The organism is Streptomyces sp. NPDC107528, from assembly GCF_055639295.1.
Map to the genome: position 1 here is coordinate 596503 of NZ_JBVKAV010000004.1, position 20879 is coordinate 617381.

Here is a 20879-nt window from a genome sequence, read left to right on the forward strand (position 1 = left end):
CAGGGAGGCACCCCAGGTCACACCCCTGAAACCCCTCCACAGCGCACCCCGAAGGGGGTGCCTCAACCTCCCTGAACCTGCACCGGAAGGGATTCCGCATGTACCCCGAGCCTGCCCGCCACGCGCCATACGAGAGGGCCGTGGAAATCCACCAGCCCACCCCCATCACCCCCGCCGCCGTGACGCCCGCGCCCCTCGTTCCCGTGCAGCCGGGCCACGTCCAGGCGGTGGCGAGCGTGGTCCTGCCGGACGGGCGCGTCGTCACCGGCTACGCCGTGAACCCCCTGCAGCCCGAACCGCTCGCGGCCAAGCCGGTCGTCTCCCGCGCGGCGGTGAACGTTGCCCTCGGGGGAGTCGGGTTCCTCGCCGTGTGCGGCGGCCTGCTCCTGCTCACCACGTTCATTACGGCCCTGACCGCACTGATCACTCAGCTCATCGTGCTCGCCGCCGTGATCTTCGGCGGATGGATCGCCGTGCAGGTCTTCAGCGCGAGCGGCCACAAGGGCGGTACCACCGTCAACATCCGCAAGGCCGTGATCAAGCGCAACCGCTTCTACCAGTAGCTACGCCAAGGGCGGCCCCCTCATCTCGCCAAAGATCCGGGGCCGCCCTTGCTCACCAGAATCCGTCAAGGGAACTGGAGACCTCCAGCATGACCCATCCCGTCGTGCCGCCGGAGGGCGGCAACGTCAGCTTCTGCACCGGATCCGCCGCGCTGGACCTGGCCGTGGAAGCCGTCACCGGCCTGCCCACCGTCATGGTCGGAGAGAAGGACCCCGCCGCCTCCCGGCTTCTCGCGGCCCGCCTCCCCGGCGCCCGCAACCTCGGTGACATCACCGCCGTCGACTGGACGGCGGTGGCCGCCACGACGGCACGCCCGGCGGCACTGACCGCCGGCTTCCCCTGCCAGGACATCTCCAACGCCGGACCTCGGGGAGGGATCGCCGGTGACCGCTCCGGACTCTGGAAAACCATCGCCCACGCCATTCGCGTACTTCGACCCCGACTCGTGTTCCTGGAAAACGTCGCCGCCCTGCGAAGCCGGGGACTCGATGTCGTCGCCGCCGACCTGGCCGCGATCGGGTACGACGCGCGGTGGATGTGCTTACGAGCTGGAGATCCCGAAGTCGGCGCCTGCCACCGCCGGGACCGCTGGTTCGCCGTCGCGTATCCCGCTGCTGAAGACCCCGACCTCACAGTTGGGCCGGAACGGCGGGCCGCAGCACCCGGACAAGCGCAAGGCGGGCGGGCACGGGCCGACGCTGGAGGACGAAGTGGTCTTCTTGCTGCCCCCGGCCGAAGCCTGAGGCTGCTGCCCACCCCGGCCGCCGCCGACGGAACCGGCGGCCCCGGACTCTCCCCGAAGCGGCAGGGCGGGATGAACCTGCGCACCGCCGTCACGCTGCTGCCCACCCCCGCCGCACGGGACTGGAAGTCCGGCGCCTCCAACCTGATCGGCACCAACTCCCGCCCGCTGAACGAGGTGGTGGTCAACCTGCTGCCCACCCCGACCGCCTCCCGGTACGGCCGCAACCGGTCCGCCTCGGAGGGTGCGAGCTCGCGCCCGTCGATTGAGTACCTGGCCCGCGACCTGGCCGACGGCTCGCGATGGGTGGCCACCAACGGCACCGACTACGGCCCCGCCATCCAGCGTTGGGAGCAGGTACTGGGACGGCCCGCGCCGGAGCCGACCGAGCCAGGGACCAAGGGCAACCGCCGCCTGTCCCCGGCGTTCGTGGAATGGATGATGGGCGCCGATCCCGGCTGGGTCACCAGCCCCGACCTGGGCCTGTCCCGCTCCGACCAGCTCAAGATCCTCGGCAACGGCGTCGTCATCCACCAAGCCGCCCTCGCCTACCGCACCCTGCTGGCCGCCGACGCCCCCGAAGTCGCAGCCCCTGCCCCGGCACAACTCGCCCTGGACATCGCCTAGCTACGCCAAGAGCGGCCCCCTCATCTCGCCAAAGATCCGGGGCCGCCCTTGCTCACCAGCATCCATCCAACGAACTGGAGACATCCAGCATGACCCACGATCCTCGATCCGCACTGCTCCGCGCCGCCCTAGATGCGGCCGAACGCGGCTGGTACGTCTTCCCTCTGCGCCCCGGCGACAAGCGGCCCGCCCTGCACGGCGATAGCACCTGCACCCACACCGGCGACTGCGCCGGCGGGCACCTGAAGTGGGAGCAGCGCGCCACCCGGGACCCCGACCGCATCCGCGCCACCTGGTGGCACACCCCCTACAACGTCGGGATCGCCACGGGCCCGTCCGGGCTGGTCGTGGTCGACCTCGACATGCCGAAGCACAGGGGCAGTTCGGACGCGCCTAGCGGCGCGGCAAACTTTGAGGCGCTCTGCGAGCGCGCCGGGTACACCGTCCCCACCACCTACCGGGTGCGGACCCCGAGCGGCGGAGAGCACCTGTACTTCACCGCCCCCCGCCGTCTCCGGCTGACCAACACGGCCCGCACCATTGGGGAGTTGGTCGACACCCGCGCATGGGGCGGCTACGTCGTCGCGGCGGGCAGCGTCACCCCCGCCGGAGACTACGAAGCCCTGAGCCGCTCTGTGGCGACCCCTCTGCCCTCGTGGCTGCATAGCATCCTGCAACCAGCCCCCAGGGCGCCTCAGAGTCCCTCAGTGGCCGTAGCGGGGCAATCCCGCCGCTATGCGGATGTAGCGCTCACCAATGAGGCACGGAACGTGGCCACGGCCCAACCCGGCGATCGGGAAGGGAAGTTGTTCCGCGCCGCACGCGCCCTGGGACGGTTCGTCGCGTGGGGCGACCTCCCCCGGCACGTGGTCGAGCACGCTCTTCAGGAGGGGGGCGAGGCGGCCGGACTGTCCGCGTCCGAGTGCCGCTCGACCCTCCGCAGCGCACTGAACTGGTCCATCGCCCACAACCAGGCCGGCAGGCGGGACACGGCATGAGCACCCGCCCACATCCCCCTCTGAAGAGCATCGCCTCCACCCCGGACGGCCCGCGCGCCGCCGAACCGGCCGCAGGCCAGACGGCTGTGGGCGAGCCGAAAGGCGCCGCCCGCAAGGGCGTCGTAACTGCCCTTCGCTCTAAGGGCTTCCGAACCAGCGACATCCGCCCCGGCGTCGACCCGACACCGGAGCGGCCCGGCATCCGCATCTACGCCCCACCGGTCTACCGGCACCACTACGACGGAGCCCGCTGGTCCAAGCGCCCGGGAGGTACCCCCAACGCCGCCTACGCCTGCCCCTGCGGGCAGACCGGCCGCGCCCGGGGTCAGGACTCCGTGGCCGCCCTGGTCCACGAGTACGCCGCCCACACATCCGGCTGCACCGGCACACCCAACGCGTCCATGGAAGGGAGGGCCGCCGCATGACCGACGTCATCGACGGGGCCACGCTGCTCAACGAGGTGGAAGCCTTCCACCGCCGCTTCAACGTCTTCCCCCACGAAGCCGCCTACGTCGCCGTCACGCTGTGGGACGCGCACGCCCACCTGCTCGACGCCTTCGACTCCACACCCCGGCTCGCGTTCCTCTCTCCCGAGCCCGGGTCGGGCAAGTCACGGGCGCTGGAAGTCGTCGAAACGCTCGTGCCGAACTCAATGGCGGCTGTGGACGCATCCGCCGCCGCCCTCTTTCGGTCCGTGTCCGGCATCGACGGCGGCCGGCCGACGATCCTCTTCGACGAGATCGACACCGTCTTCGGGCCCAAAGCCGGAGAGAACGAACAACTCCGGGGGTTCATCAACGCAGGCCACACACGCGGTCGGGAGATGTACCGGTGCGTCGGAGACGGAGCCAACCAGCAAGTACAGGGCTTCCCCTCATACTGCGCACTCGCCGTCGCCGGACTCGGCAACCTGCCCGACACGATCATGACCCGCGCGGTCATCATCCGCATGCGCCGCCGGGCCCGCAACGAACGCATCGAACAGTTCCGCATCCGCATTCACGTACGGGAGGGCAACCAGCTCCGCGACCGGCTCGCCAAGTGGGCCGAGACCGTACAAGAGCAGGTCACGGACGTTTTCCCCGAGCTGCCCGACGGCGTCACCGACCGCCCGGCGGACGTGTGGGAACCCCTGATCACAATCGCCGACGCGGCCGGCGGCGACTGGCCCGTACGGGCGCGGGAAGCGTGCGTGACGCTCGTGACCGCCTCCAAGGCCAACGACAAGGGCAGCATCGGCATCCGCCTGCTGACCGACCTGCGTGATCACGTCATGGTCGGCATCGACCGCTTGCCCACGGTCGCGATCCTGGACCGGCTCAACGCCTTGGACGACGCCCCGTGGGCGGACCTGCACGGCAAGCCGCTCGACAACCGGCGCCTGGGACGGATGCTCGCGGAGTACATGACGGTCGACAACGAGCCCATCGCCTCCCGCAACATCAAGGCCGCCGGGAGCGTGCTCAAGGGGTACTACGCCGCCGATCTGCACGACGCGTGGCAGCGCTACTGCCCCCCACCCCCGGAAAGTCCGCTACCTCCGCTACCGGGCACCGAAAACCTGGCCTGACCAGCAACAACGCGGTAGCGGCAACCGGCCTCGGTTGCCGCTACCGCGCCGCTACCCATCCGCTACCGCTACCCCTTCCGCTACCCCGAACAGGCCCCTGACCTGCGAGGTAGCGGAGGTAGCGGAAGTAGCGGCCCTCAGAGGTACCCCCCGAAGGACTGCCCCGAGGAGACCCCGCATGAGCATCGCCAGCGTGGAGACCGCCAGGCGCCTTGAGGTCGACGGCCCTGCCCCCGTTCTCCTGACTGTTGAAGAGGCCGCCTATTGCCTTCGCGTCGGTCGGACCACGTGCTTCGCCCTGATCCGATCGGGGGAACTGGAATCCCTGATGGTCGGCGGGCTCCGACGCGTTCCCGCTGATGCACCGGCTGCCTATCTCGCACGCCGCCGCGCCGAACAGCGCGCGGCCTAGCCCGTCCCTCACCGGAGCGTCACCCCGCCTTGGGGTGGCGCTCCGGCCGTTTCGCTTTCACCCGAAGGAGTCCGCCCGTGGCGGAAGAGAAGAAGCGCACCCGGCAGCCCAACGGCCGATCATCCATCTACCAGGGCCGTGACGGAAAGTGGCACGGCCGTGTGACCGTCGGCATCCGCGACGACGGTCGGCCCGATCGTCGTCATGTCGAACGCAAGACCCGCGCCGAAGTGACGGCGGCCGTACGTGAACTGGAGAAACAGCGCGACGCCAAGACCCTTGCCAAACCGGGCAAGCCGTGGACGGTCAAGACGTGGTTGACCCACTGGGTCGAGACCATCGCGCCTCTCGCGGTGAACGAGAACACCATGGTCGGCTACGGCGTGGCCGTACGAAAGCACCTGATTCCCGCCCTCGGTGCCCACCGGCTCGACAAGCTCCGACCCGAACACATCGAGCGCTTCTACGGGAGCATGCAGGCTGATGGCCGCAAGGCGGGGACGATCCACCAGATTCACCGAACCTTCCGCACCGCGCTGAACGAGGCGGTACGTCGCGGCCACCTGGGACGTAACCCCGTCCAACTTGCCAAGGCCCCCCGCGTCCGGGAAGAGGAGGTGGAGCCGTACACCGTGGAGGAGGTGCAGCGGCTCTTGCAGACTGCGGACAACCGCCGGAACTCCGCACGATGGGCCGTGGCGCTCGCGCTCGGCCTCCGGCAGGGGGAGGCGCTCGGCCTCAAGTGGGCCGACGTCGATTTGGAGCGGGGCGTTCTGATGGTCCGCAGGAGTCGCCGTCGCCCGCGCTACGCCCACGGGTGCGGGGACTCTTGCGGCCGAAAGGCTGGCTACTGCCCACAGCGTCAGCGGACGAATCCCGAGACGGCTGACACCAAGTCCCGCGCGGGCCGGCGCGCGGTTGGCCTCCCCGCACAGCTTGTGGATCTGCTCAGGATCCACGGGACCAAGCAGGACGCCGAACGCGCGGAGGCCGGGGACGACTGGGCTGACGAAGGGTGGCTGTTCGCGACGCAAACCGGTAGGGGCACGTCACCGCGTACGGACTACGACGACTGGAAGGGACTGCTCGAAGACGCGAAGGTGCGGGACGGCCGGCTGCACGATGCTCGGCACACCGCCGCCACGGTCCTGCTGATTCTCGGGGTCTCCGAGCGGGCCGTTATGGGTCTCATGGGGTGGTCGACCACGGCCATGGCCGCGCGGTACCAGCACATGGTGGACTCCGTCCGCAGTGACGTCGCTCGACAGGTTGACGGGCTCATTTGGGATATCGGAAACGCTACCTGAAATAGCAGCGATAACGGTGGTGCAACTGGCTAGGAAAAGGTAAAGGGCGACCTGTGGAGGGTCGCCCTTTACCTTTCAGGGATCGAGAAGGAATATCATCGATACTGCAAAACGTCCGGGTTGGTCCGAGCGAGAGAGCGCTGCAACTTCTTTCGCGATCGGAGGATGTATGTGCGAACCGTTGCCGCAGTGGTGCCCAAACGCTTTGCGATTTCGTTCGTCCTGTAGCCCGAGGAATACAATAGGATTACTTCTCGCTCGCGGTCGCTTAGGGCTGAGTACATCGATTTGTATAGCGTGTCTGCCTGAATGTTGCTAACCGCTACTTTCTCCGCCGACTCGACCGTTCCTCGTTCGGTTTCGTCCGGTGGATCTGCCCCTTCGTGATACTTCGATATATAGGCTTGAGCTCGTTGATCACGACGGTACGCGTCGATGCATCTATTTTTGGCGACACCGTACCCGTACATCAGCCTTTCGGTATCGCCCCCCCCAATTGTGTCCCACTTCGACCACAGAGTGATGAAGACTTCGGAGACGATATCTTCGACGTACTCTGTGTCGCGCAACTGTCGCGCTGCGAAGCGCACGAAATTTTCGTAGTTCTTTTCGTAGAAAAGGCGAAACGCTTCGGTCTGAGGATCCGGCTCTGTCTGGGGATCGGAGACAGGGGACATCCCCCCCGCGCCTGTGGGCGCGGAGGGGTCTGACCTAACGTAAGGAGGAGGCATTATTCCTCGGAACCCGAGTCCTTGCCGGGGTAGCGGAAGGGGACAGCCTTTTCCATCCAGCGTGACATCTTCTCGCTCACCCTTCCACCAATCTCGGTGATGATGTCGACAACGAGGATCACGCCGGCGAAGATCAGCGTTTCGGTGTGCACGGCCTGCAAGCCCTCGTACCACTGGCTGGCGATCAGGGTGGCACTCGCCAGTCGACCCGAAAGCCTGAGCTTGCGCCGCTTCGGCAAGGTCGTGATGACCGCGTTCACCGAGACGCTGACCTTGTCTCGCTGGATCCGCGTGGCTGACGCACGGTTGAGCCGAACGCATCGGAAGATGTCTGCAATGCGCTTCCCGATGCTTGCGGTGACCTCGAAGGTCACGTCAAGCACAAGGAGGACCAGTACGGCTGCTCGCAGGCCCGGCTCTAGAGACTCGGCGGCCGGGATCAGCTGGCCACCAGTCATGATCGCGCTGGCAGCCCGGAGGACCAGTCGGGACCTGCCCAACGGGACGAGGGGCGCCGCATCCCCGTCTGCGGACAGGTCCTGGACGTCGAGAGGAACCGGCAAGAGAGGCCCCGCGGCCTCGACAGGCACGCGAGGCCCAGGGATGGGCAGGTTCTGCGTGTCCACCGACTTCTGCCGCGAGCCGTTGGTCGGGGTCTGAGCCGGCTTGCCGCCTTCGGCGGTTTTCTTGGTGGGGCGCTTGGTCTTACCGACAGGCTTCTTCGCCTTGTCGCTTCCGCTCATCGTCATGATCTTTCTGCGCGACGTGTTGCAGTTCAGCTGCTTCGAAGTGGGGCCCCGGCCTTCGGGTGTTGGCAGGTCTCCTGGCCTTGCATCGCCCGGTGTTCGCACGCGTGTGGCGGTGGTACTCGGGAAGGACCGCACGCATCGAACGCCCACTATCTTGCTCACAGGTCAGAGCGGTGTCCAACCTCGAAATGTGACGCCAGTCACAACTTGTCCGCACAAGGGCGAGGCTGCGCGATAAACGAGTGCGACGTATTTCAGCTGCGTCGAAGTGGGGCCCGCCGTGGAAGCTCCGGGAAGGGTGGAAGCGGCGGGCTTCACGCAGGTCAGGGGCTTACTGAGCGTGTCAAACATTCCGCTCTGCGTAATGTTCAAATCCGAACATCACACCCCGGAGGTCTATCCTGTGATCCGCGCCACTCTGAACGTGTCCATGACGGGCGTTTCGTCCGATTGCGGGTATTTTTCCTGGAGTCGGCGTGTACTCCTTGGTTCCTGACGCGGCCAGGAGGGGTGTAGAGCCGCAAGTGAGACGGAAACTGAGACGGAATCACGAGAAGAGGGGCCCCGTCTGAACGGGGCCCCTCTTCTATCTGCGGTAGCGGAGGGATTTGAACCCTCGGTGACTTGCGCCACACTCGCTTTCGAGGCGAGCTCCTTCGGCCGCTCGGACACGCTACCGAGGGAGACCTTACAGCACCTCCCGGCCTGCTCTGAAATCGGTATTCGCCGAGCTCGGATCACCGATCCCGGAAGAAGTCCGTGAGCAGCCGGGCGCACTCCTCGGCGAGCACGCCCTCGATCACCTCGGGCCGGTGATTGAGCCGCCGGTCGCGCACGACGTCCCACAGGGAGCCCGCCGCGCCGGCCTTCTCGTCCCGGGCGCCGTAGACGACCCGGTCGACCCGGGACTGCACGATGGCGCCCGCGCACATCGTGCAGGGCTCCAGCGTGACGACGAGCGTGCAGTCGGACAGCCGCCATCGGCCGACCTGTGCGGCGGCCCTGCGGATCGCCAGGACCTCCGCGTGGGCGGTCGGATCGCCGGTCGCCTCGCGCTCGTTGTGGCCGACTCCCAGCACGGTCGTGCCGTCGGCGGACAGCACGACGGCGCCGACGGGGACGTCCCCGCCCCGGACGGCCCGTTCGGCCTGGTCCAGGGCGAGCCGCATCGCGGCCCGCCAGCGGTCGCGTAGGGGGTCGGGCACTTCGGATTCCTCAGGCACCTCAGGCACCTCAGCCACCTCGGGCCCCTCTGGTGCCGACCCCGGGTCGAACGAGGTCAGCGGACGGTCTCCAGCACCTCCGAGGCGCCCAGCGCCTCGGCGATGGCGCCCAGCGCGTCCTCGGCGTCCAGGGCCTTGAGTTCCTTCATGCCGACGCCGAGGTCGTCGAGGATCTCGCTGTCGCCGACGGGGCTGTGCGGGACGGCGTCCGCGCCGCCGCCCTCCTCGTCGTCGTCGGAGTCGCCGTCGGGCTCCTCCGTGCCGTCGAGGTCGAGGGAGTCCAGGTCGGCGCTGTCGTCGCCGGGCTCCCTGCCGAGCAGTTCGTCGGTGAGCAGGATCTCGCCGTAGCTGCTGCGGGCAGCGGCGGCGGCGTCCGAGACGTAGATACGCGGGTCGTCCTCGCCGTCGATGCGGACGACGCCGAACCAGGCGTCCTCCTGCTCGATGAGCACCAGCACCGTGTCGTCCTCGGGCGAGGCTTCACGGGCCAGTTCGGCCAGATCCGACAGGGTCTCCACATCGTCGAGCTCTGTGTCGCTCGCTTCCCACCCGTCTTCGGTGCGCGCGAGCAGTGCGGCGAAGTACACCGTGACTCTCCCACTGGTCATAGGCGTGCCGGTTGGGGGTCCCCCCGGCGGAGGTTGGGGGCGGGGAGAGCTGTGCTCCGAGCCCACCCACTCGGAATCGTGGCAGAAACAATGCGTTCAGGGGACGTCTTCGGCTCCCTGTGTCCGGCAGTTTTGATCGCGTCGTCCCGAGGGGGTCCGCGAGCGCGTCCGTGAAGGACTCACCAGCACACTCGTTGCCGCCACGTGCGGATCGTACGCGGCTTTTCCAGGTGTCCACGCACGCCCACCGCCTCAACGCCCCCGAAGGGTACGGATCTTCCCGGGTGCCTCGCCCTACCAGCGGAACGTTCGCATGCGCATGGCGTGGCGCAGCCGGGCCGCCTTGGCGCGGCGTGGCTGGACACGGTCCCGCAGCGCGCGGGCCTCGGCGAGCTCCCGCAGGAACTGTGCCCGGCGGCGACGGCGCGCGGAGTCGGCTTCCTCCTGCGCGGTGTCCGCCGGGGACTCACGGTCAGGCATAGGCACACCACCCCCGGTACGTCCCTCCCACTTTCCCTCCGACGGGCGGTTTGATGCCAGCACAAGGGTTAAGTGATGGCCCTGGGGTTGCTGCGTGTGAGGACGCTCGGCATACCGGGCCCGGTTACTGTTGTGGACATGCGTCTCCACGTCGTCGACCACCCCCTGGTCGCCCACAAGCTCACCGCGCTGCGCGACCAGCGCACCGACTCCGCGACCTTCCGCCGGCTCGCCGACGAGCTGGTCACCCTGCTCGCCTACGAGGCCACGCGGGACGTGCGCACCGAAGCGGTCGACATCACGACCCCGGTCACCGACACCACCGGCGTCAAGCTCTCCTACCCGCGCCCCCTCGTGGTGCCGATCCTGCGCGCCGGCCTCGGCATGCTGGACGGCATGGTCCGGCTGCTGCCGACCGCCGAGGTGGGCTTCCTGGGCATGATCCGCAACGAGGAGACGCTCCAGGCCTCCACGTACGCCACGCGCATGCCGGAGGACCTCTCGGGCCGTCAGGTCTACGTCCTGGACCCGATGCTCGCCACCGGCGGCACGCTGGTCGCGGCGATCCAGGAGCTCATCAAGCGCGGCGCCGACGACGTCACGGCCGTGGTGCTGCTGGCCGCCCCCGAGGGCGTCGAGCTCATGGAACGCGAGCTGGCGGGCACTCCGGTGACGGTCGTGACGGCCGCCGTCGACGACCACCTCAACGAGCACGGGTACATCGTGCCGGGGCTCGGGGACGCAGGGGACCGCCTGTACGGCGCCGCCGAGTAGCCCTACGGGCTGCCGAACGGGCTCCGCGAGGCTGAGTGGCCCTGCTTTCCCTCAGCAGCTCTTCTTGCCGGTGGGCGTCGGATCGGGGTTGGCCAGCGCGGCCAGCGCCTTGTCGGCGTCCGCCTTCTTCGCGAGCTCCTTGAAGCCGTTGCCGATGATCAGGTCGACGGCCGGGCCCTTGCGCGCGGCGTCGGTGCGGCGCTCTGCGGTGCCGAGCTGGGTGCCGAGGACGGGCAGCGCGGTGTCCAGGGACGACGACGGGCCGAGTAGTACCCCGGTGCCCTTGACCTTCTTGTCGAACTCCTTGGCCGCGTTGCCCACGTCGCCGATCTTGAAGCCGCGCTTCTTCAGCTCGTCCGCGGTCTGCTTGGCGAGGCCGCTGCGGGTCGTGGCGTTGAAGACGTTGACGGTGATCCCGCCCGGCTTGGGCAGGGCCGCCGGGGCGGTGGCCGAGGGTGTGGCCCGGGACCCGCAGTCGGCCTTCGGACCGGCCGCCGAGGCCTTTCCGCCGTCGGTGAAGACATCGATGAGCTGCAGAGTGCCCCAGCCGATCATGCCTAGTACGGCGGCCGAGGCGACGGTGAGGACGACGAGCCTGCCGCGCCGCCGAGGACGGCGCATTCGCGGGTACTTGTCCCCCTTGATCCGGTACTGGCCGCCCATGCCCGGGGGAGTCAGCATGCTCATGGGCGCAGCGTAGTGCGCCCGAGCGGCAATGCCTACTAGATGATCATTCGATACCGCCCGGTCCAACCCGAAAGGGCCAACAAGTGGCGCCCGGGAGTGGGCCGGCCCGGGTTCAGTCCAGTTCGAGGACGCGCGCGTGCAGCACCTGGCGCTGCTGGAGCGCCGCGCGCACCGCGCGGTGCAGGCCGTCCTCCAGATACAGGTCGCCCTGCCACTTCACGACGTGCGCGAAGAGGTCGCCGTAGAACGTCGAGTCCTCGGCGAGCAGGGTTTCCAGATCGAGCTGGCCCTTGGTCGTCACGAGCTGATCGAGGCGGACCGGGCGCGGCGCGACGTCCGCCCACTGCCGGGTGCTTTCCCGGCCGTGGTCGGGGTACGGCCGGCCGTTTCCGATGCGCTTGAAGATCACACGGAAAGCCTACCGGTCAAGACCTTCCGGGCGCAGCCATGGCGGCGCAGTGCGACGCTGGAAAAGCCGGGGCAAACGGAATGAATCGGCAAAGATCGAGACGGCGACGGCCAGATCGACGGGCAGGCGGGGTGGTGCGACGGGTTGCTCCGAACGGGGGTACGTCGGAAATTTCAGTGGGCGGAGGTCTGGCATGAGCGAGCGAGAGAGCAGGGCCAAAGGCGGGCCGGGGACCGTGTCGTCGGCCGGGGCCGCCGAGACGCGGGGCACGGCCGCCGCGCTGCCGCAGGAGGCCCTGGAGATCGCCGCCGGGTATGCCTTCGGCGGCCCCGCCCTCGATCTGGGCGCCCTGCTCTGGGACGGCCGGTGCCTGCCCGACGCACAGGTCCGGGTGCCGTTGCCCATGCTGAACCGGCACGGCCTGGTCGCGGGCGCCACCGGCACCGGCAAGACCAAGACGCTCCAGCTGATCGCCGAGCAGCTGTCCGCGCAGGGTGTGCCGGTGTTCCTGGCGGACATCAAGGGCGACCTGTCCGGGGTCGCGGCGCCGGGCCAGGCGAACGACAAGGTGCGCTCGCGTGCCGCCGAGGTCCACCAGGAGTGGGCGGCGACCGGCTTCCCCGCCGAGTTCTACGCCCTCGGGGGCATCGGCCACGGCATTCCCGTACGGGCCACGGTCACCAGCTTCGGTCCGGTCCTGCTCTCCAAGGTGCTCCGGCTCAACCAGACCCAGGAGCAGTCCCTCGGCCTGATCTTCCACTACGCCGACACCAAGGGCCTGGAGCTGGTCGACCTCAAGGACCTCAGGGCGGTCGTCGCCTTCCTCACCTCGGACGAGGGCAAGGGGGAGCTCAGGAACATCGGCGGGCTCTCGACCGCCACCGCCGGGGTGATCCTGCGCTCCCTGACCGCCTTCGAGGCGCAGGGCATGGCGGACTTCTTCGGGGAGCCGGAGTTCGACACGAGCGAGTTCCTGCGGACGGCACCCGACGGGCGGGGCGTCGTGTCGGTCCTCGAACTGGCCGCCGTCCAGGACAGACCGCAGCTGTTCTCGACGTTCCTGATGTGGCTGCTCGCGGACCTCTTCCACGACCTGCCCGAGGTCGGGGACGCCGACAAGCCGAAGCTGGTGTTCTTCTTCGACGAGGCGCATCTGCTGTTCGACGACGCGTCCGAGGCCTTCCTGGACTCGATCGCGCAGACCGTGCGGCTGATTCGCTCGAAAGGGGTCGGCGTCTTCTTCGTGACGCAGACGCCGAAGGACGTCCCCGCCGATGTGCTCGGCCAGCTCGGCAACCGCATCCAGCACGCACTGCGCGCCTTCACGCCGGACGATCAGAAGGCGCTCAAGGCCACGGTGAAGACCTTCCCCAACTCGGCGTACGACCTGGAGGAACTCCTCACCGGCCTCGGCACCGGCGAGGCCGTGGTGACGGTGCTCAGCGAGAAGGGCGCCCCGACGCCGGTCGCCGCGACGCGGCTGCGGGCCCCCGAGTCGCTGATGGGGCCGGTCGAGGCCGGCGCGCTGGAGCGGGCGGTGACGGCGTCCGCGCTGTACGGGCGGTATGCACAGGCTGTGGACAGGGAGTCGGCGTACGAGCGGCTCCAGTCGTCCCGCGGCGCGAAGGGTCCGGACGAGATGCGCGAGGCCACGGCGGCCGGGGAGCGCAGGGGCCGGCAGCAGGAGCGGGAGGAGCGGGGTGAGCAGAAGGAGCAGCCCTCCGTCGTCGAGCAGGTCGTCGGGAGCGGCATGTTCAAGTCCCTCGCCCGGTCGCTCGGTTCGCAGATCGGGCGGGAGATCACCCGGTCGGTCTTCGGCACGGCGCGGCGGAGGCGGTAGCCCCGCAGACCGGTGGACCCGGTGGGGGCCCGCCTCCGCCGCGCCCGTGTCAGCCGCGCCCCCGTTCCTTCGGGGCGTGCTGCGGCTTCTCCTTCTGCGGCTGCGGCTTCGGCGTGTTGCGTACGGATTCCGCGCGCAGCAGGGCGCGCAGGACGGCGTAGTGGTCGGTGGGCATGGCTGTGCTCCTTGTGGCTCCTTGTTGCCGTACTGACTGACCTCGTCGCGGGGGTCTGTCAGCAGCGCAGGACCACAGTGCGCAGGACGTGCGTGAGATACGGCGGCCGTGGCGGCGCGGCAGGCGTCAGGCCCGCCCGGACGCATCGCGCGGGCTTCGGCTGCGGGTCGGTACCCGACGGTGCCGGGCGTACGGCGCTGCGCCGGTCGCCGCGGGCCGCCGGCCGCAGAGCCGTGTCGAGGACGTCGTGCTCGGCGACCTCGCCCAAGGCGCCCGCCACGACGGGCAGGGCGTGTGCCTGAGCGTGCGCGCCCGGCACCAGCAGCGCGAGCAGCAGCACGAGGACCCGCAGCCAGGCGCGGCTGCGCGAGTGGCGGCGTGCGGTACTCGCGGTACTCACGGAAGGTCATCTCCCCGGGTGCCGTACGGCGTTCATCCCGTTCGGGGTGAGATACGCCCGCACGGCGTACTGATCCGGGGCGCCTCTCACAGCTCGTGCGGGACCTGGCGCGCCCGCTTGCGCATCCGGATTCCGATGACGATCTCGACGACACCGACCGCCACCAGCCAGCACCCGCCGAGCAGCATCAGCACGGTGACCGACTCGATCGGGGAGTCGATCAGCACGATTCCGCCGACGACGGTGACGACGCCGAGGAAGATCTGCCAGCCGCGGGCAGGCATGGACTTGTCGGAGGCCGCGGCCAGGGTCTGGGTGACGCCGCGGAAGAGCCAGCCGATGCCGATCCACAGGGCGAGCAGCAGGATCGACTGCATCGGGCGGCGGAAGCAGAACAGACCGAGGAGGACCGACACGGTGCCGCTGACGAAGGCCAGCACCCGCAGCGAGGTCGTCCGGTGCGTGCCGAACGCGGAGACCAGCTGGAAGACGCCGCTGATCAGGAGGTAGAGGCCGAAGAGGACCCCGGAGGCGAAGAGCGGGGCACCCGGCCAGACCAGGACCAGGATGCCCAGCACCAGCGAGCAGACCCCGGTGCCCAGCACGACCTGCCAGGCGGCCCGGGACAGGACGTGCAGGGGCCCCTCGAAGGCGGGCTCGGCCTCCCGCGCCGCCCCCGCCCCGGGCGGATGCCCCGCATGAACCCGCCGGTCGTCATAGTCCCGGCCCCCGAGGGGGCCACCCGGTGACTCGGTCATGCTCCATGCTGGGAACGTCCCCGTTCCGCCCGCCATTCGGGGCGGTCCAGTCGGCTGACGGCCGGCCGCTCGCCGTGGCCGGAGGCTGCTGTCGCGCCGCCTACTTCCGCGCCGCCTTCGCCGCCTTGGCCGCCGCCTTCATCTCCTGCTTGTGCGCGCGCACCTTGGTCAGGGACTCGGGGCCCGTGATGTCGGCGACGGAGCGGAAGGCCTGCGGCTCGCCGTAGGAGCCCGCGGCCTCCTGCCAGCCCGCGGGGCGTACGCCCAGCTGCTTGCCGAGGAGGGCGAGGAAGATCTGGGCCTTCTGCTTGCCGAAGCCGGGCAGGTCCTCCAGGCGGCGCAGCAGTTCACGTCCGTCGGCGACTCCCTTCCAGACGAGCTCGGCCTCCCCGTCGTAGTGCTCGACGAGGTACTGGCACAGCTGCTGGATCCGCTTGGCCATGGAGCCCGGGTAGCGGTGCACGGCCGGTTTCTCGGACAGCAGGGCCACGAAGGCGTCGGGGTCCTGGGCCGCGATGTCGTGCGCGTCGAGGTCGTCCGCGCCGAGCCGGTCCGCGATCGTGCGGGGCCCCTTGAACGCCCACTCCATCGGAACCTGCTGGTCCAGCAGCATGCCGACCAGCGCGGCGAGCGGGCTGCGGCCGAGGAGTGCGTCGGCCTCGGGGTCCTGGGCGAGATGCAGGGTGACGTCCATGACCCCGATCATCCCGCGCACGCCGACCGGACGCGCGCGGGGGCAGGGACGCGCAAGGGGTCCGCGTCCCTGCCCGGTCAGGGGCGCCAGTACCCCAGCGCGTTCACCCGCTGCTTCGGCAGGCCCAGTTCCTTGCGGACGTAGGAGGTCAGTGCGCGGGTCGTCGCCGTGTCGCAGGCGATCCAGACGTACGGCTCCGCGGTGCCCTTGAGGAGGTCGGGCAGGGCCTCCTTCACCTGGGTGACCAGGTGGGCCCCGGCGTCGCGCCTGGGCAGGGTCCGTACGTCGTGCCGGGCCTCGGCCGTCCGGAAGGGCAGGCCGTCCCGCTCGCCCTCGAACCACACCGTCGCCGGCGCGGAGTCCAGGGCCGAGAGGAGGGAGTTGAGGGCGGGGAGGGAGGCGGTGTCCGCGATGGCGAAGACGTGGGAGGGGGCCGGGTCGGGTTGGGCGAAGTCCGTGCCGTGGACGGTCGCCTCGATCGTGTCGCCGGGCTGCGCCGCCCGCGCCCAGTCGCTCGCGCACCCCTCGTGGAGGGCGAACTCCAGGCTGAAGGTGCCGGCCTCCGGGTCGGCGTCGACCAGGGTGTACGCGCGCTGGTGCGGCTTGCCCGCGTTGTCGAACCACAGACGGACCCACATCGTGGGATGGACGCCGGTCACCGCGAGCATGCCGCCGTCCTCGAGGTGGACGCGGCGGTACTGCGGCGTCACGTCCTCGGCCCCCGTCACCGTGAACACGAAGTCCTTGGCGCGCAGCAGCTTCAGGACCGCGCCCTCCCAGCCGTGCCCCTGCCCCATGGCTTCTTCACCCTTCAAGTACCATTCCCGCACCAATAACTTAGGGAAGCCTAACCTAAAGCAAAGGAGGGGCACAGGTGACCGGCGAGATCTTCCGTGATGCCTGGGGCATACCGCATCTCCGCGCCGACGGAGCGAGAGAACTCGCCCGGGTACAGGGCCGCGTCACCGCCCTGGACCGGGCCTGGCAGCTGGAGGTGGAGCGGCACCGGTCCCAGGGCACGTCCGCGTCCTTCCTCGGCGCCGAGGCCCTGCCCTGGGACCGGTTCGTCAGACGGGCCCGACTCGACGACACGGCGAGACGTTGTTTCGACGCGTTGGAGAGACGGGACCCGGAGACGTCGGAGTGGGTGCGGGCGTACGTCGACGGGGTCAACGAGTCCCTGGCCGAAGGCGCCCGCCGCAGCCCGGAGTTCGCGCAGGCAGGGCTCGCCCCCGGCCGCTGGGAACCCTGGACCCCGCTCGGCATCTGGCTCGGCATCCACATCCTCTTCGCCGGCTTCCCGGCCAAGCTCTGGCGTGAGCAGGTCGTACGGCATCTCGGCGCCGACGCGGTCGGGCTGTTCGCCGCCGACGGACCCGCGAGCTCCGGCAGCAACGGCTGGCTGGTGAGCGGGGAGCGGACCGTCACCGGACACGCGATCATCGCCGGCGACCCGCACCGCTTCATCGAGGAGCCCGGGGTCTACCAGCAGATCCACCTCTCCTGCCCCGAGTTCGACGTCATCGGCCTCGCCGTCCCCGGCGTCCCCGGCATCGCCCACTTCGGCCACACCGGCACGGTCGCCTGGGCCATCACCAACGCCATGGCCGACTACCAGGACCTGTACCGGGAGCGGCTGCGGCGCACCGGAGCGGGCGTGGAGGCCCTGGACCCGGACGGGGTCTGGCGGCGGGCGGTGCGGCACACCGAGGTCGTGGCGGTCGCGGGGGAGGAGCCGGTCGAGGTCGAGGTGATCGAGACGGAGCGGGGGCCGGTGATCATCGGGGGGCCGGAAGGGTTGCCCGAGGGGGTGCCGGAGGGGCTGTCCGAGGGGGTGCCGCAGGGGCTGTCCGAGGGGTTGGCCGGGGGGTCGCGGGAAGGGCTGTCCGAGGGGTTGCAGGAAGGTTTCTCCGCTGGGCACGTCCTGGCCGACGGCCCCCTCGCCGTCACCCTCCGCTACCCGCCTCGCGTCACTGCCGACCTCGGCTTCAGCGCCCTCCTTCCCCTCCTCCGCGCCCGCAGCGTCACCGACGTCGACCGGGCCGTCGACCTGTGGGCCGAGCCCGTCAACGTCGTCCAGGCCGCCGACACCGAGGGCGGCCTGCTGCACCGCGTCGCCGGGAAGGTGCCGGTGCGTTCCGAGGCCAACCGCACCCGGCTCGTGCCCGCCTGGCAGCCCGGCCACGACTGGCGCGGCTGGCACGAGACGCCCCGCGGCGGCCTCACCGACGGCGTCGCCGCCATGGCCAACCAGCGCGGCCTCGCCGCACCCCTGGGCGTCGAGTTCGCCCCGCCCCATCGCGCCGACCGCATCACGGTCCTGCTGGGCGAGCAGGACCACTGGTCGGCCGCCGACATGCCGGCGATCCACATGGACACCCAACTCGCCTCCGCGGAACCCTTGTTGGGGGTGCTCCGCGCCCTCGAAACCCTCACCCCCGAGGCTGCCCGCATCCGCCGGACCCTCCTCGCCTGGGACCGCCGCATGGACGCGGACAGCGTGGCCGCGGCCGGGTACGCGGCGGTGCGCGGTGCGGTCGTACGGCGACTCGCCGCGCACCCGGCCTTCGCCGCGCTGTCCGCCCCGCCCGCCTACCCGGAGGTCCTCCTCCCCTGGCTGGCCCTGCTCCCGCGCGTCGGCTTCGCCCTCGAACACCTGCTGCGCGCCGAGGAGTTGTACGACATCGACCGCGCCGAGATCGTCCGCGAGGCGGTCGAGGAAGTGGCCGCCGCGACCGCCGGGCAGCTCACCGGCACCTGGGGCGACACCCACCGCCTCGCCCCGTGGCGGGCGCTCCCCACCGGCCCGTACGACGGACCCGGCCTCTCCGGCGACCACGACTGCGTGCTGTGCACCTCCGCCGTGCCCGGCCTCACCGACCTGAGCGCGCGCGGCCCCGCCGCCCGCTACGTCTGGGACCTGGCCGACCGCGAGGCGAGCCGCTGGGTGGTCCCGCTCGGCGCGTCCGGCATCCCCGCCTCGCCCCACCACCGCGACCAGATCCCCCTGTGGGTCGGGGGAGATCTGGTCCCGGTCGTCACCGATTTCACCGAGTTCGAGAAGGAATCCGATGCCTGAGCCGTCCGCAGTAGTCCACCAGCAGGCCGTGGACGGATTCGGCACCGTCCGCATCCGCCCCCTCGCCCCGCACGCCGACGCCGACCTCCTGCACGGCTGGGTCAGCCAGGAACGGGCCTCCTTCTGGGGCATGAACGGCCTGACCAGGGACCAGGTGGCCGGGATCTACGCCCACATGGACACCCTCGACACCCACCACGCCTTCCTCGTGGCACTGGACGGGGACCCGGTGGCGGTGCTCCAGACGTACGAGCCGGAGGCGGACCGGGTCAGCGAGTGCTACGAGGTCCTTCCGGGCGACATCGGCATCCACCTGTTGCTGGCGCCCGCAGGTCCCGGGGGCGCGCGGCCCGGCTGGACCTCGGCGCTGCTGGCCGTCGTCGCGTCGTACGTCTTCGGCACCCTGGACCGCCGACGGGTGGTCGTCGACCCGGATGTAGCCAATGAAAAGGCCGTCGCCCGCTTCCTCAGGCAGGGCTTCGCGGCCGGCCCGGCGGTCGTGCTGCCGGAGGTCGACCTCCCGGACGTGTACATCCCGGAGAAGAAGGCCCAACTCGCGTTTCTGACCCGGGAGGTAGCCTTCCGGGCGTGACCCCCGAAGACCTCGTCGCGCACTACTCACTGGAGCCGATCCCGCGCGAGGGCGGGCTGTTCCGGCAGACCTGGGCGGGGCCCGAGCTGCCCGACGGACGGCCGCAGGGGACCGCGATAGTCGTCCTGCTCACCGCGGACGACTTCTCGGCCCTGCACCGTCTGCCGTCCGACGAGGTCTGGCACTTCTATCTGGGAGACCCGCTGGAACTGCTGCTCCTCGCCCCCGACGGCACATCACGCACCGCCGTGCTCGGCCCCGACGTCCTGCGGGGCGGGCACATCCAGCTCACCGTTCCCGCCGGGACCTGGATGGGGGCGCGGGTGGCGACGGGCGGTTCCTGGTCCTTCTTCGGCTGCACGATGGCGCCCGGTTTCACCTACGAGGGCTACGAGCACGGCGACCTGGCGGAGCTGACGGCGCGCTATCCCTCCGAGGCCGCGCGAATCGCGGCACTGTGCCGTCCATGACTGGACGCGGACTCCTCGAAGGACAGGTCGCCCTCGTCACGGGTGCGGGTGGCGGTATCGGGCGCGGGATCGCCATGCGGTTCGCGCAGGAGGGGGCGGCGGTCGTCCTGCATTGCCGTACGGCGGTGGAGGCGGCGGGGGAAGTGGCGTCCCGTATCCGGGAGTCGGGTGGGCGGGCGCTCGTCGTGCGGGGGGACCTGGCCGAGGAGGACGTCTGCCGACGCGTCGTGCGGGAGGCCGCCGACTGGGGTGACGGGCGACTGACCGCGCTGGTCAACAACGCGGGCGTACAACCGACGCGGGAACTGGCGGGCATGACCCTGGCGGAGTGGCGGGCGGTCGTGGACACCGATCTGTCGAGCGTGTTCGCGTGTACGCAGGCCGCGGCCGAGGTGATGCGCAGGCAGGAGGGCGGCGGCTCGGTGACCCACATCGCCTCCATCGAGGCGACGCATCCGGCGCCCCTGCACGCCCACTACTGCGCCGCCAAGGCGGCAGTTGTGATGCACGCCCGTTCGGCCGCCCTGGAGTACGGCCCCTTCGGCATCCGCGTCAACACGGTCTCGCCCGGGCTGATCCACCGGGAAGGGCTTCAGGAGGCGTGGCCGGAGGGGGTGCGGCGGTGGGAGCGGGCGGCGCCGACGGGGCGACTGGGGCGTCCGGAGGACGTGGGGGACGCGTGTGTGTTCCTGGCGTCGGGGCTGGCGTCCTGGGTCACCGGGCATGACCTGGTGGTGGACGGCGGGGTGTCGGCTCGGCCGACGTGGTGAGGAGCCGCCCGGCGGCCCGTCTGGTGCCAGCCACTCCGCGTCCGGTATCGGCGGAATGTCGCTGCCCGTCACTTGCCCGGCCAATCGCATGGCCGACCCCGGCCTCCGCTTCCCACTCGTGCGGACAAAACCGTTGCCGGCCGCGCTGAGCCCGCAGGCCTTCGTGTACGTACATTCCTCTGAGGCCTCGAGTCCGACGACGGAGATGTGACATACGTGG

Annotated in this window: 25 protein-coding genes and 1 tRNA gene; 13 read left to right on the forward strand and 13 right to left on the reverse strand. The window is 70.2% G+C overall.

The annotated features are described in order from the left end of the window. The first annotated feature begins 98 nt into the window (after positions 1–98). The 7 genes from ACZ7L5_RS16435 (at position 99) to ACZ7L5_RS16465 (ending at position 6220) form a co-directional block, all read left to right on the forward strand. Positions 99–563 (forward strand): hypothetical protein, encoded by a 465-nt coding sequence (locus tag ACZ7L5_RS16435; RefSeq protein WP_471517221.1) that lies wholly within the window; start codon positions 99–101, stop codon positions 561–563. Positions 564–652: 89 nt separating this feature from the next. After that, on the forward strand, positions 653–1933 hold the full coding sequence (locus tag ACZ7L5_RS16440; protein ID WP_471517223.1) for a DNA cytosine methyltransferase: 1281 nt from the start codon (positions 653–655) through the stop codon (positions 1931–1933). Between the two features lie 89 nt (positions 1934–2022). Beyond that, positions 2023–2931 carry a bifunctional DNA primase/polymerase gene (locus ACZ7L5_RS16445; RefSeq protein ID WP_471517225.1) on the forward strand — a complete coding sequence of 303 codons (909 nt, stop codon included), beginning with the start codon at positions 2023–2025 and terminating at the stop codon, positions 2929–2931. After that, the gene (locus ACZ7L5_RS16450) at positions 2928–3356 is read left to right on the forward strand and encodes a hypothetical protein (RefSeq protein WP_471517227.1); all 429 of its coding nucleotides are present in this window, start codon (positions 2928–2930) and stop codon (positions 3354–3356) included. The genes ACZ7L5_RS16445 and ACZ7L5_RS16450 overlap by 4 nt, the downstream gene beginning before the upstream one ends. Further along, the gene (locus tag ACZ7L5_RS16455; RefSeq protein ID WP_471517229.1) at positions 3353–4501 is read left to right on the forward strand and encodes a DUF3631 domain-containing protein; all 1149 of its coding nucleotides are present in this window, start codon (positions 3353–3355) and stop codon (positions 4499–4501) included. The genes ACZ7L5_RS16450 and ACZ7L5_RS16455 overlap by 4 nt, the downstream gene beginning before the upstream one ends. A 178-nt stretch (positions 4502–4679) precedes the next feature. Then, entirely contained in the window at positions 4680–4913 is a 234-nt protein-coding gene (locus tag ACZ7L5_RS16460) for an excisionase family DNA-binding protein (RefSeq protein ID WP_471517231.1), read from the forward strand. 77 nt (positions 4914–4990) lie between these two features. Next, a complete protein-coding gene (locus ACZ7L5_RS16465) occupies positions 4991–6220 on the forward strand; it encodes a tyrosine-type recombinase/integrase (protein WP_471517233.1) in 1230 nt (409 codons plus the stop codon). 95 nt (positions 6221–6315) lie between these two features. Here the strand turns inward: ACZ7L5_RS16465 and ACZ7L5_RS16470 are convergent, their stop codons facing one another. The 6 genes from ACZ7L5_RS16470 to ACZ7L5_RS16495 all read right to left on the reverse strand — a co-directional run bounded on the left by ACZ7L5_RS16470 (position 6316) and on the right by ACZ7L5_RS16495 (position 10011). After that, a complete protein-coding gene (locus ACZ7L5_RS16470; protein ID WP_471517235.1) occupies positions 6316–6897 on the reverse strand; it encodes an RNA polymerase sigma factor in 582 nt (193 codons plus the stop codon). A 53-nt stretch (positions 6898–6950) separates the two neighbouring features. Next, a complete protein-coding gene (locus ACZ7L5_RS16475; RefSeq protein WP_471517237.1) occupies positions 6951–7694 on the reverse strand; it encodes a hypothetical protein in 744 nt (247 codons plus the stop codon). A gap of 599 nt (positions 7695–8293) precedes the next feature. Continuing rightward, positions 8294–8378 (reverse strand) — tRNA-Ser (locus tag ACZ7L5_RS16480). 59 nt (positions 8379–8437) lie between these two features. Further along, complete coding sequence (tadA, locus tag ACZ7L5_RS16485; RefSeq protein WP_328884397.1) at positions 8438–8869, reverse strand: tRNA adenosine(34) deaminase TadA; 432 nt, start codon at positions 8867–8869, stop codon at positions 8438–8440. A 110-nt stretch (positions 8870–8979) separates the two neighbouring features. Further along, on the reverse strand, positions 8980–9510 hold the full coding sequence (locus ACZ7L5_RS16490) for a tRNA adenosine deaminase-associated protein (protein ID WP_328884398.1): 531 nt from the start codon (positions 9508–9510) through the stop codon (positions 8980–8982). A 315-nt stretch (positions 9511–9825) separates the two neighbouring features. Beyond that, a complete protein-coding gene (locus ACZ7L5_RS16495; RefSeq protein ID WP_328880639.1) occupies positions 9826–10011 on the reverse strand; it encodes a hypothetical protein in 186 nt (61 codons plus the stop codon). A 138-nt stretch (positions 10012–10149) separates the two neighbouring features. On the opposite strand from ACZ7L5_RS16495, the gene upp reads away from it, so the two are divergent. Then, positions 10150–10785 (forward strand): uracil phosphoribosyltransferase, encoded by a 636-nt coding sequence (gene upp, locus ACZ7L5_RS16500; RefSeq protein ID WP_328880640.1) that lies wholly within the window; start codon positions 10150–10152, stop codon positions 10783–10785. 51 nt (positions 10786–10836) lie between these two features. Here upp and ACZ7L5_RS16505 read toward each other — a convergent pair whose 3' ends face one another. Together ACZ7L5_RS16505 and ACZ7L5_RS16510 are read right to left on the reverse strand one after the other, a co-directional pair. Continuing rightward, a complete protein-coding gene (locus ACZ7L5_RS16505; protein WP_471517370.1) occupies positions 10837–11448 on the reverse strand; it encodes a LytR C-terminal domain-containing protein in 612 nt (203 codons plus the stop codon). 136 nt (positions 11449–11584) lie between these two features. Further along, positions 11585–11881, reverse strand: coding sequence for a type II toxin-antitoxin system VapB family antitoxin (locus ACZ7L5_RS16510; RefSeq protein WP_003999914.1), 297 nt, complete (start codon positions 11879–11881; stop codon positions 11585–11587). A 193-nt stretch (positions 11882–12074) separates the two neighbouring features. On the opposite strand from ACZ7L5_RS16510, the gene ACZ7L5_RS16515 reads away from it, so the two are divergent. After that, positions 12075–13721 carry a helicase HerA-like domain-containing protein gene (locus ACZ7L5_RS16515; RefSeq protein WP_471517240.1) on the forward strand — a complete coding sequence of 549 codons (1647 nt, stop codon included), beginning with the start codon at positions 12075–12077 and terminating at the stop codon, positions 13719–13721. Between the two features lie 49 nt (positions 13722–13770). Here the strand turns inward: ACZ7L5_RS16515 and ACZ7L5_RS16520 are convergent, their stop codons facing one another. The 5 genes from ACZ7L5_RS16520 to ACZ7L5_RS16540 all read right to left on the reverse strand — a co-directional run bounded on the left by ACZ7L5_RS16520 (position 13771) and on the right by ACZ7L5_RS16540 (position 16545). After that, positions 13771–13896, reverse strand: coding sequence for a hypothetical protein (locus tag ACZ7L5_RS16520; protein ID WP_328880642.1), 126 nt, complete (start codon positions 13894–13896; stop codon positions 13771–13773). Positions 13897–13954: 58 nt separating this feature from the next. Next, positions 13955–14296, reverse strand: coding sequence for a hypothetical protein (locus tag ACZ7L5_RS16525; RefSeq protein ID WP_471517242.1), 342 nt, complete (start codon positions 14294–14296; stop codon positions 13955–13957). An 86-nt stretch (positions 14297–14382) separates the two neighbouring features. After that, entirely contained in the window at positions 14383–15054 is a 672-nt protein-coding gene (locus ACZ7L5_RS16530; protein WP_471517244.1) for an HdeD family acid-resistance protein, read from the reverse strand. 100 nt (positions 15055–15154) lie between these two features. After that, positions 15155–15748: an HhH-GPD-type base excision DNA repair protein gene (locus tag ACZ7L5_RS16535; protein WP_471517246.1), complete on the reverse strand. Its 594-nt coding sequence runs from the start codon at positions 15746–15748 to the stop codon at positions 15155–15157. Positions 15749–15825: 77 nt separating this feature from the next. After that, positions 15826–16545, reverse strand: coding sequence for a siderophore-interacting protein (locus ACZ7L5_RS16540; protein ID WP_471517248.1), 720 nt, complete (start codon positions 16543–16545; stop codon positions 15826–15828). A 77-nt stretch (positions 16546–16622) separates the two neighbouring features. Between ACZ7L5_RS16540 and ACZ7L5_RS16545 the strand changes: the two genes are divergently transcribed. Genes ACZ7L5_RS16545 through ACZ7L5_RS16560 form a run of 4 tightly spaced genes read left to right on the forward strand, consistent with a single transcriptional unit; the run spans position 16623 to position 20659 of the window. Continuing rightward, positions 16623–18827 (forward strand): penicillin acylase family protein, encoded by a 2205-nt coding sequence (locus ACZ7L5_RS16545; protein WP_471517250.1) that lies wholly within the window; start codon positions 16623–16625, stop codon positions 18825–18827. Beyond that, the gene (locus ACZ7L5_RS16550) at positions 18820–19419 is read left to right on the forward strand and encodes a GNAT family N-acetyltransferase (protein WP_471517252.1); all 600 of its coding nucleotides are present in this window, start codon (positions 18820–18822) and stop codon (positions 19417–19419) included. The genes ACZ7L5_RS16545 and ACZ7L5_RS16550 overlap by 8 nt, the downstream gene beginning before the upstream one ends. Continuing rightward, positions 19416–19889: a cupin domain-containing protein gene (locus tag ACZ7L5_RS16555; RefSeq protein WP_363041856.1), complete on the forward strand. Its 474-nt coding sequence runs from the start codon at positions 19416–19418 to the stop codon at positions 19887–19889. Before ACZ7L5_RS16550 ends, ACZ7L5_RS16555 begins: the two co-directional genes overlap by 4 nt. Next, positions 19886–20659, forward strand: coding sequence for an SDR family NAD(P)-dependent oxidoreductase (locus tag ACZ7L5_RS16560; RefSeq protein ID WP_471517255.1), 774 nt, complete (start codon positions 19886–19888; stop codon positions 20657–20659). The genes ACZ7L5_RS16555 and ACZ7L5_RS16560 overlap by 4 nt, the downstream gene beginning before the upstream one ends. The last annotated feature ends 220 nt before the right edge of the window (positions 20660–20879 follow it).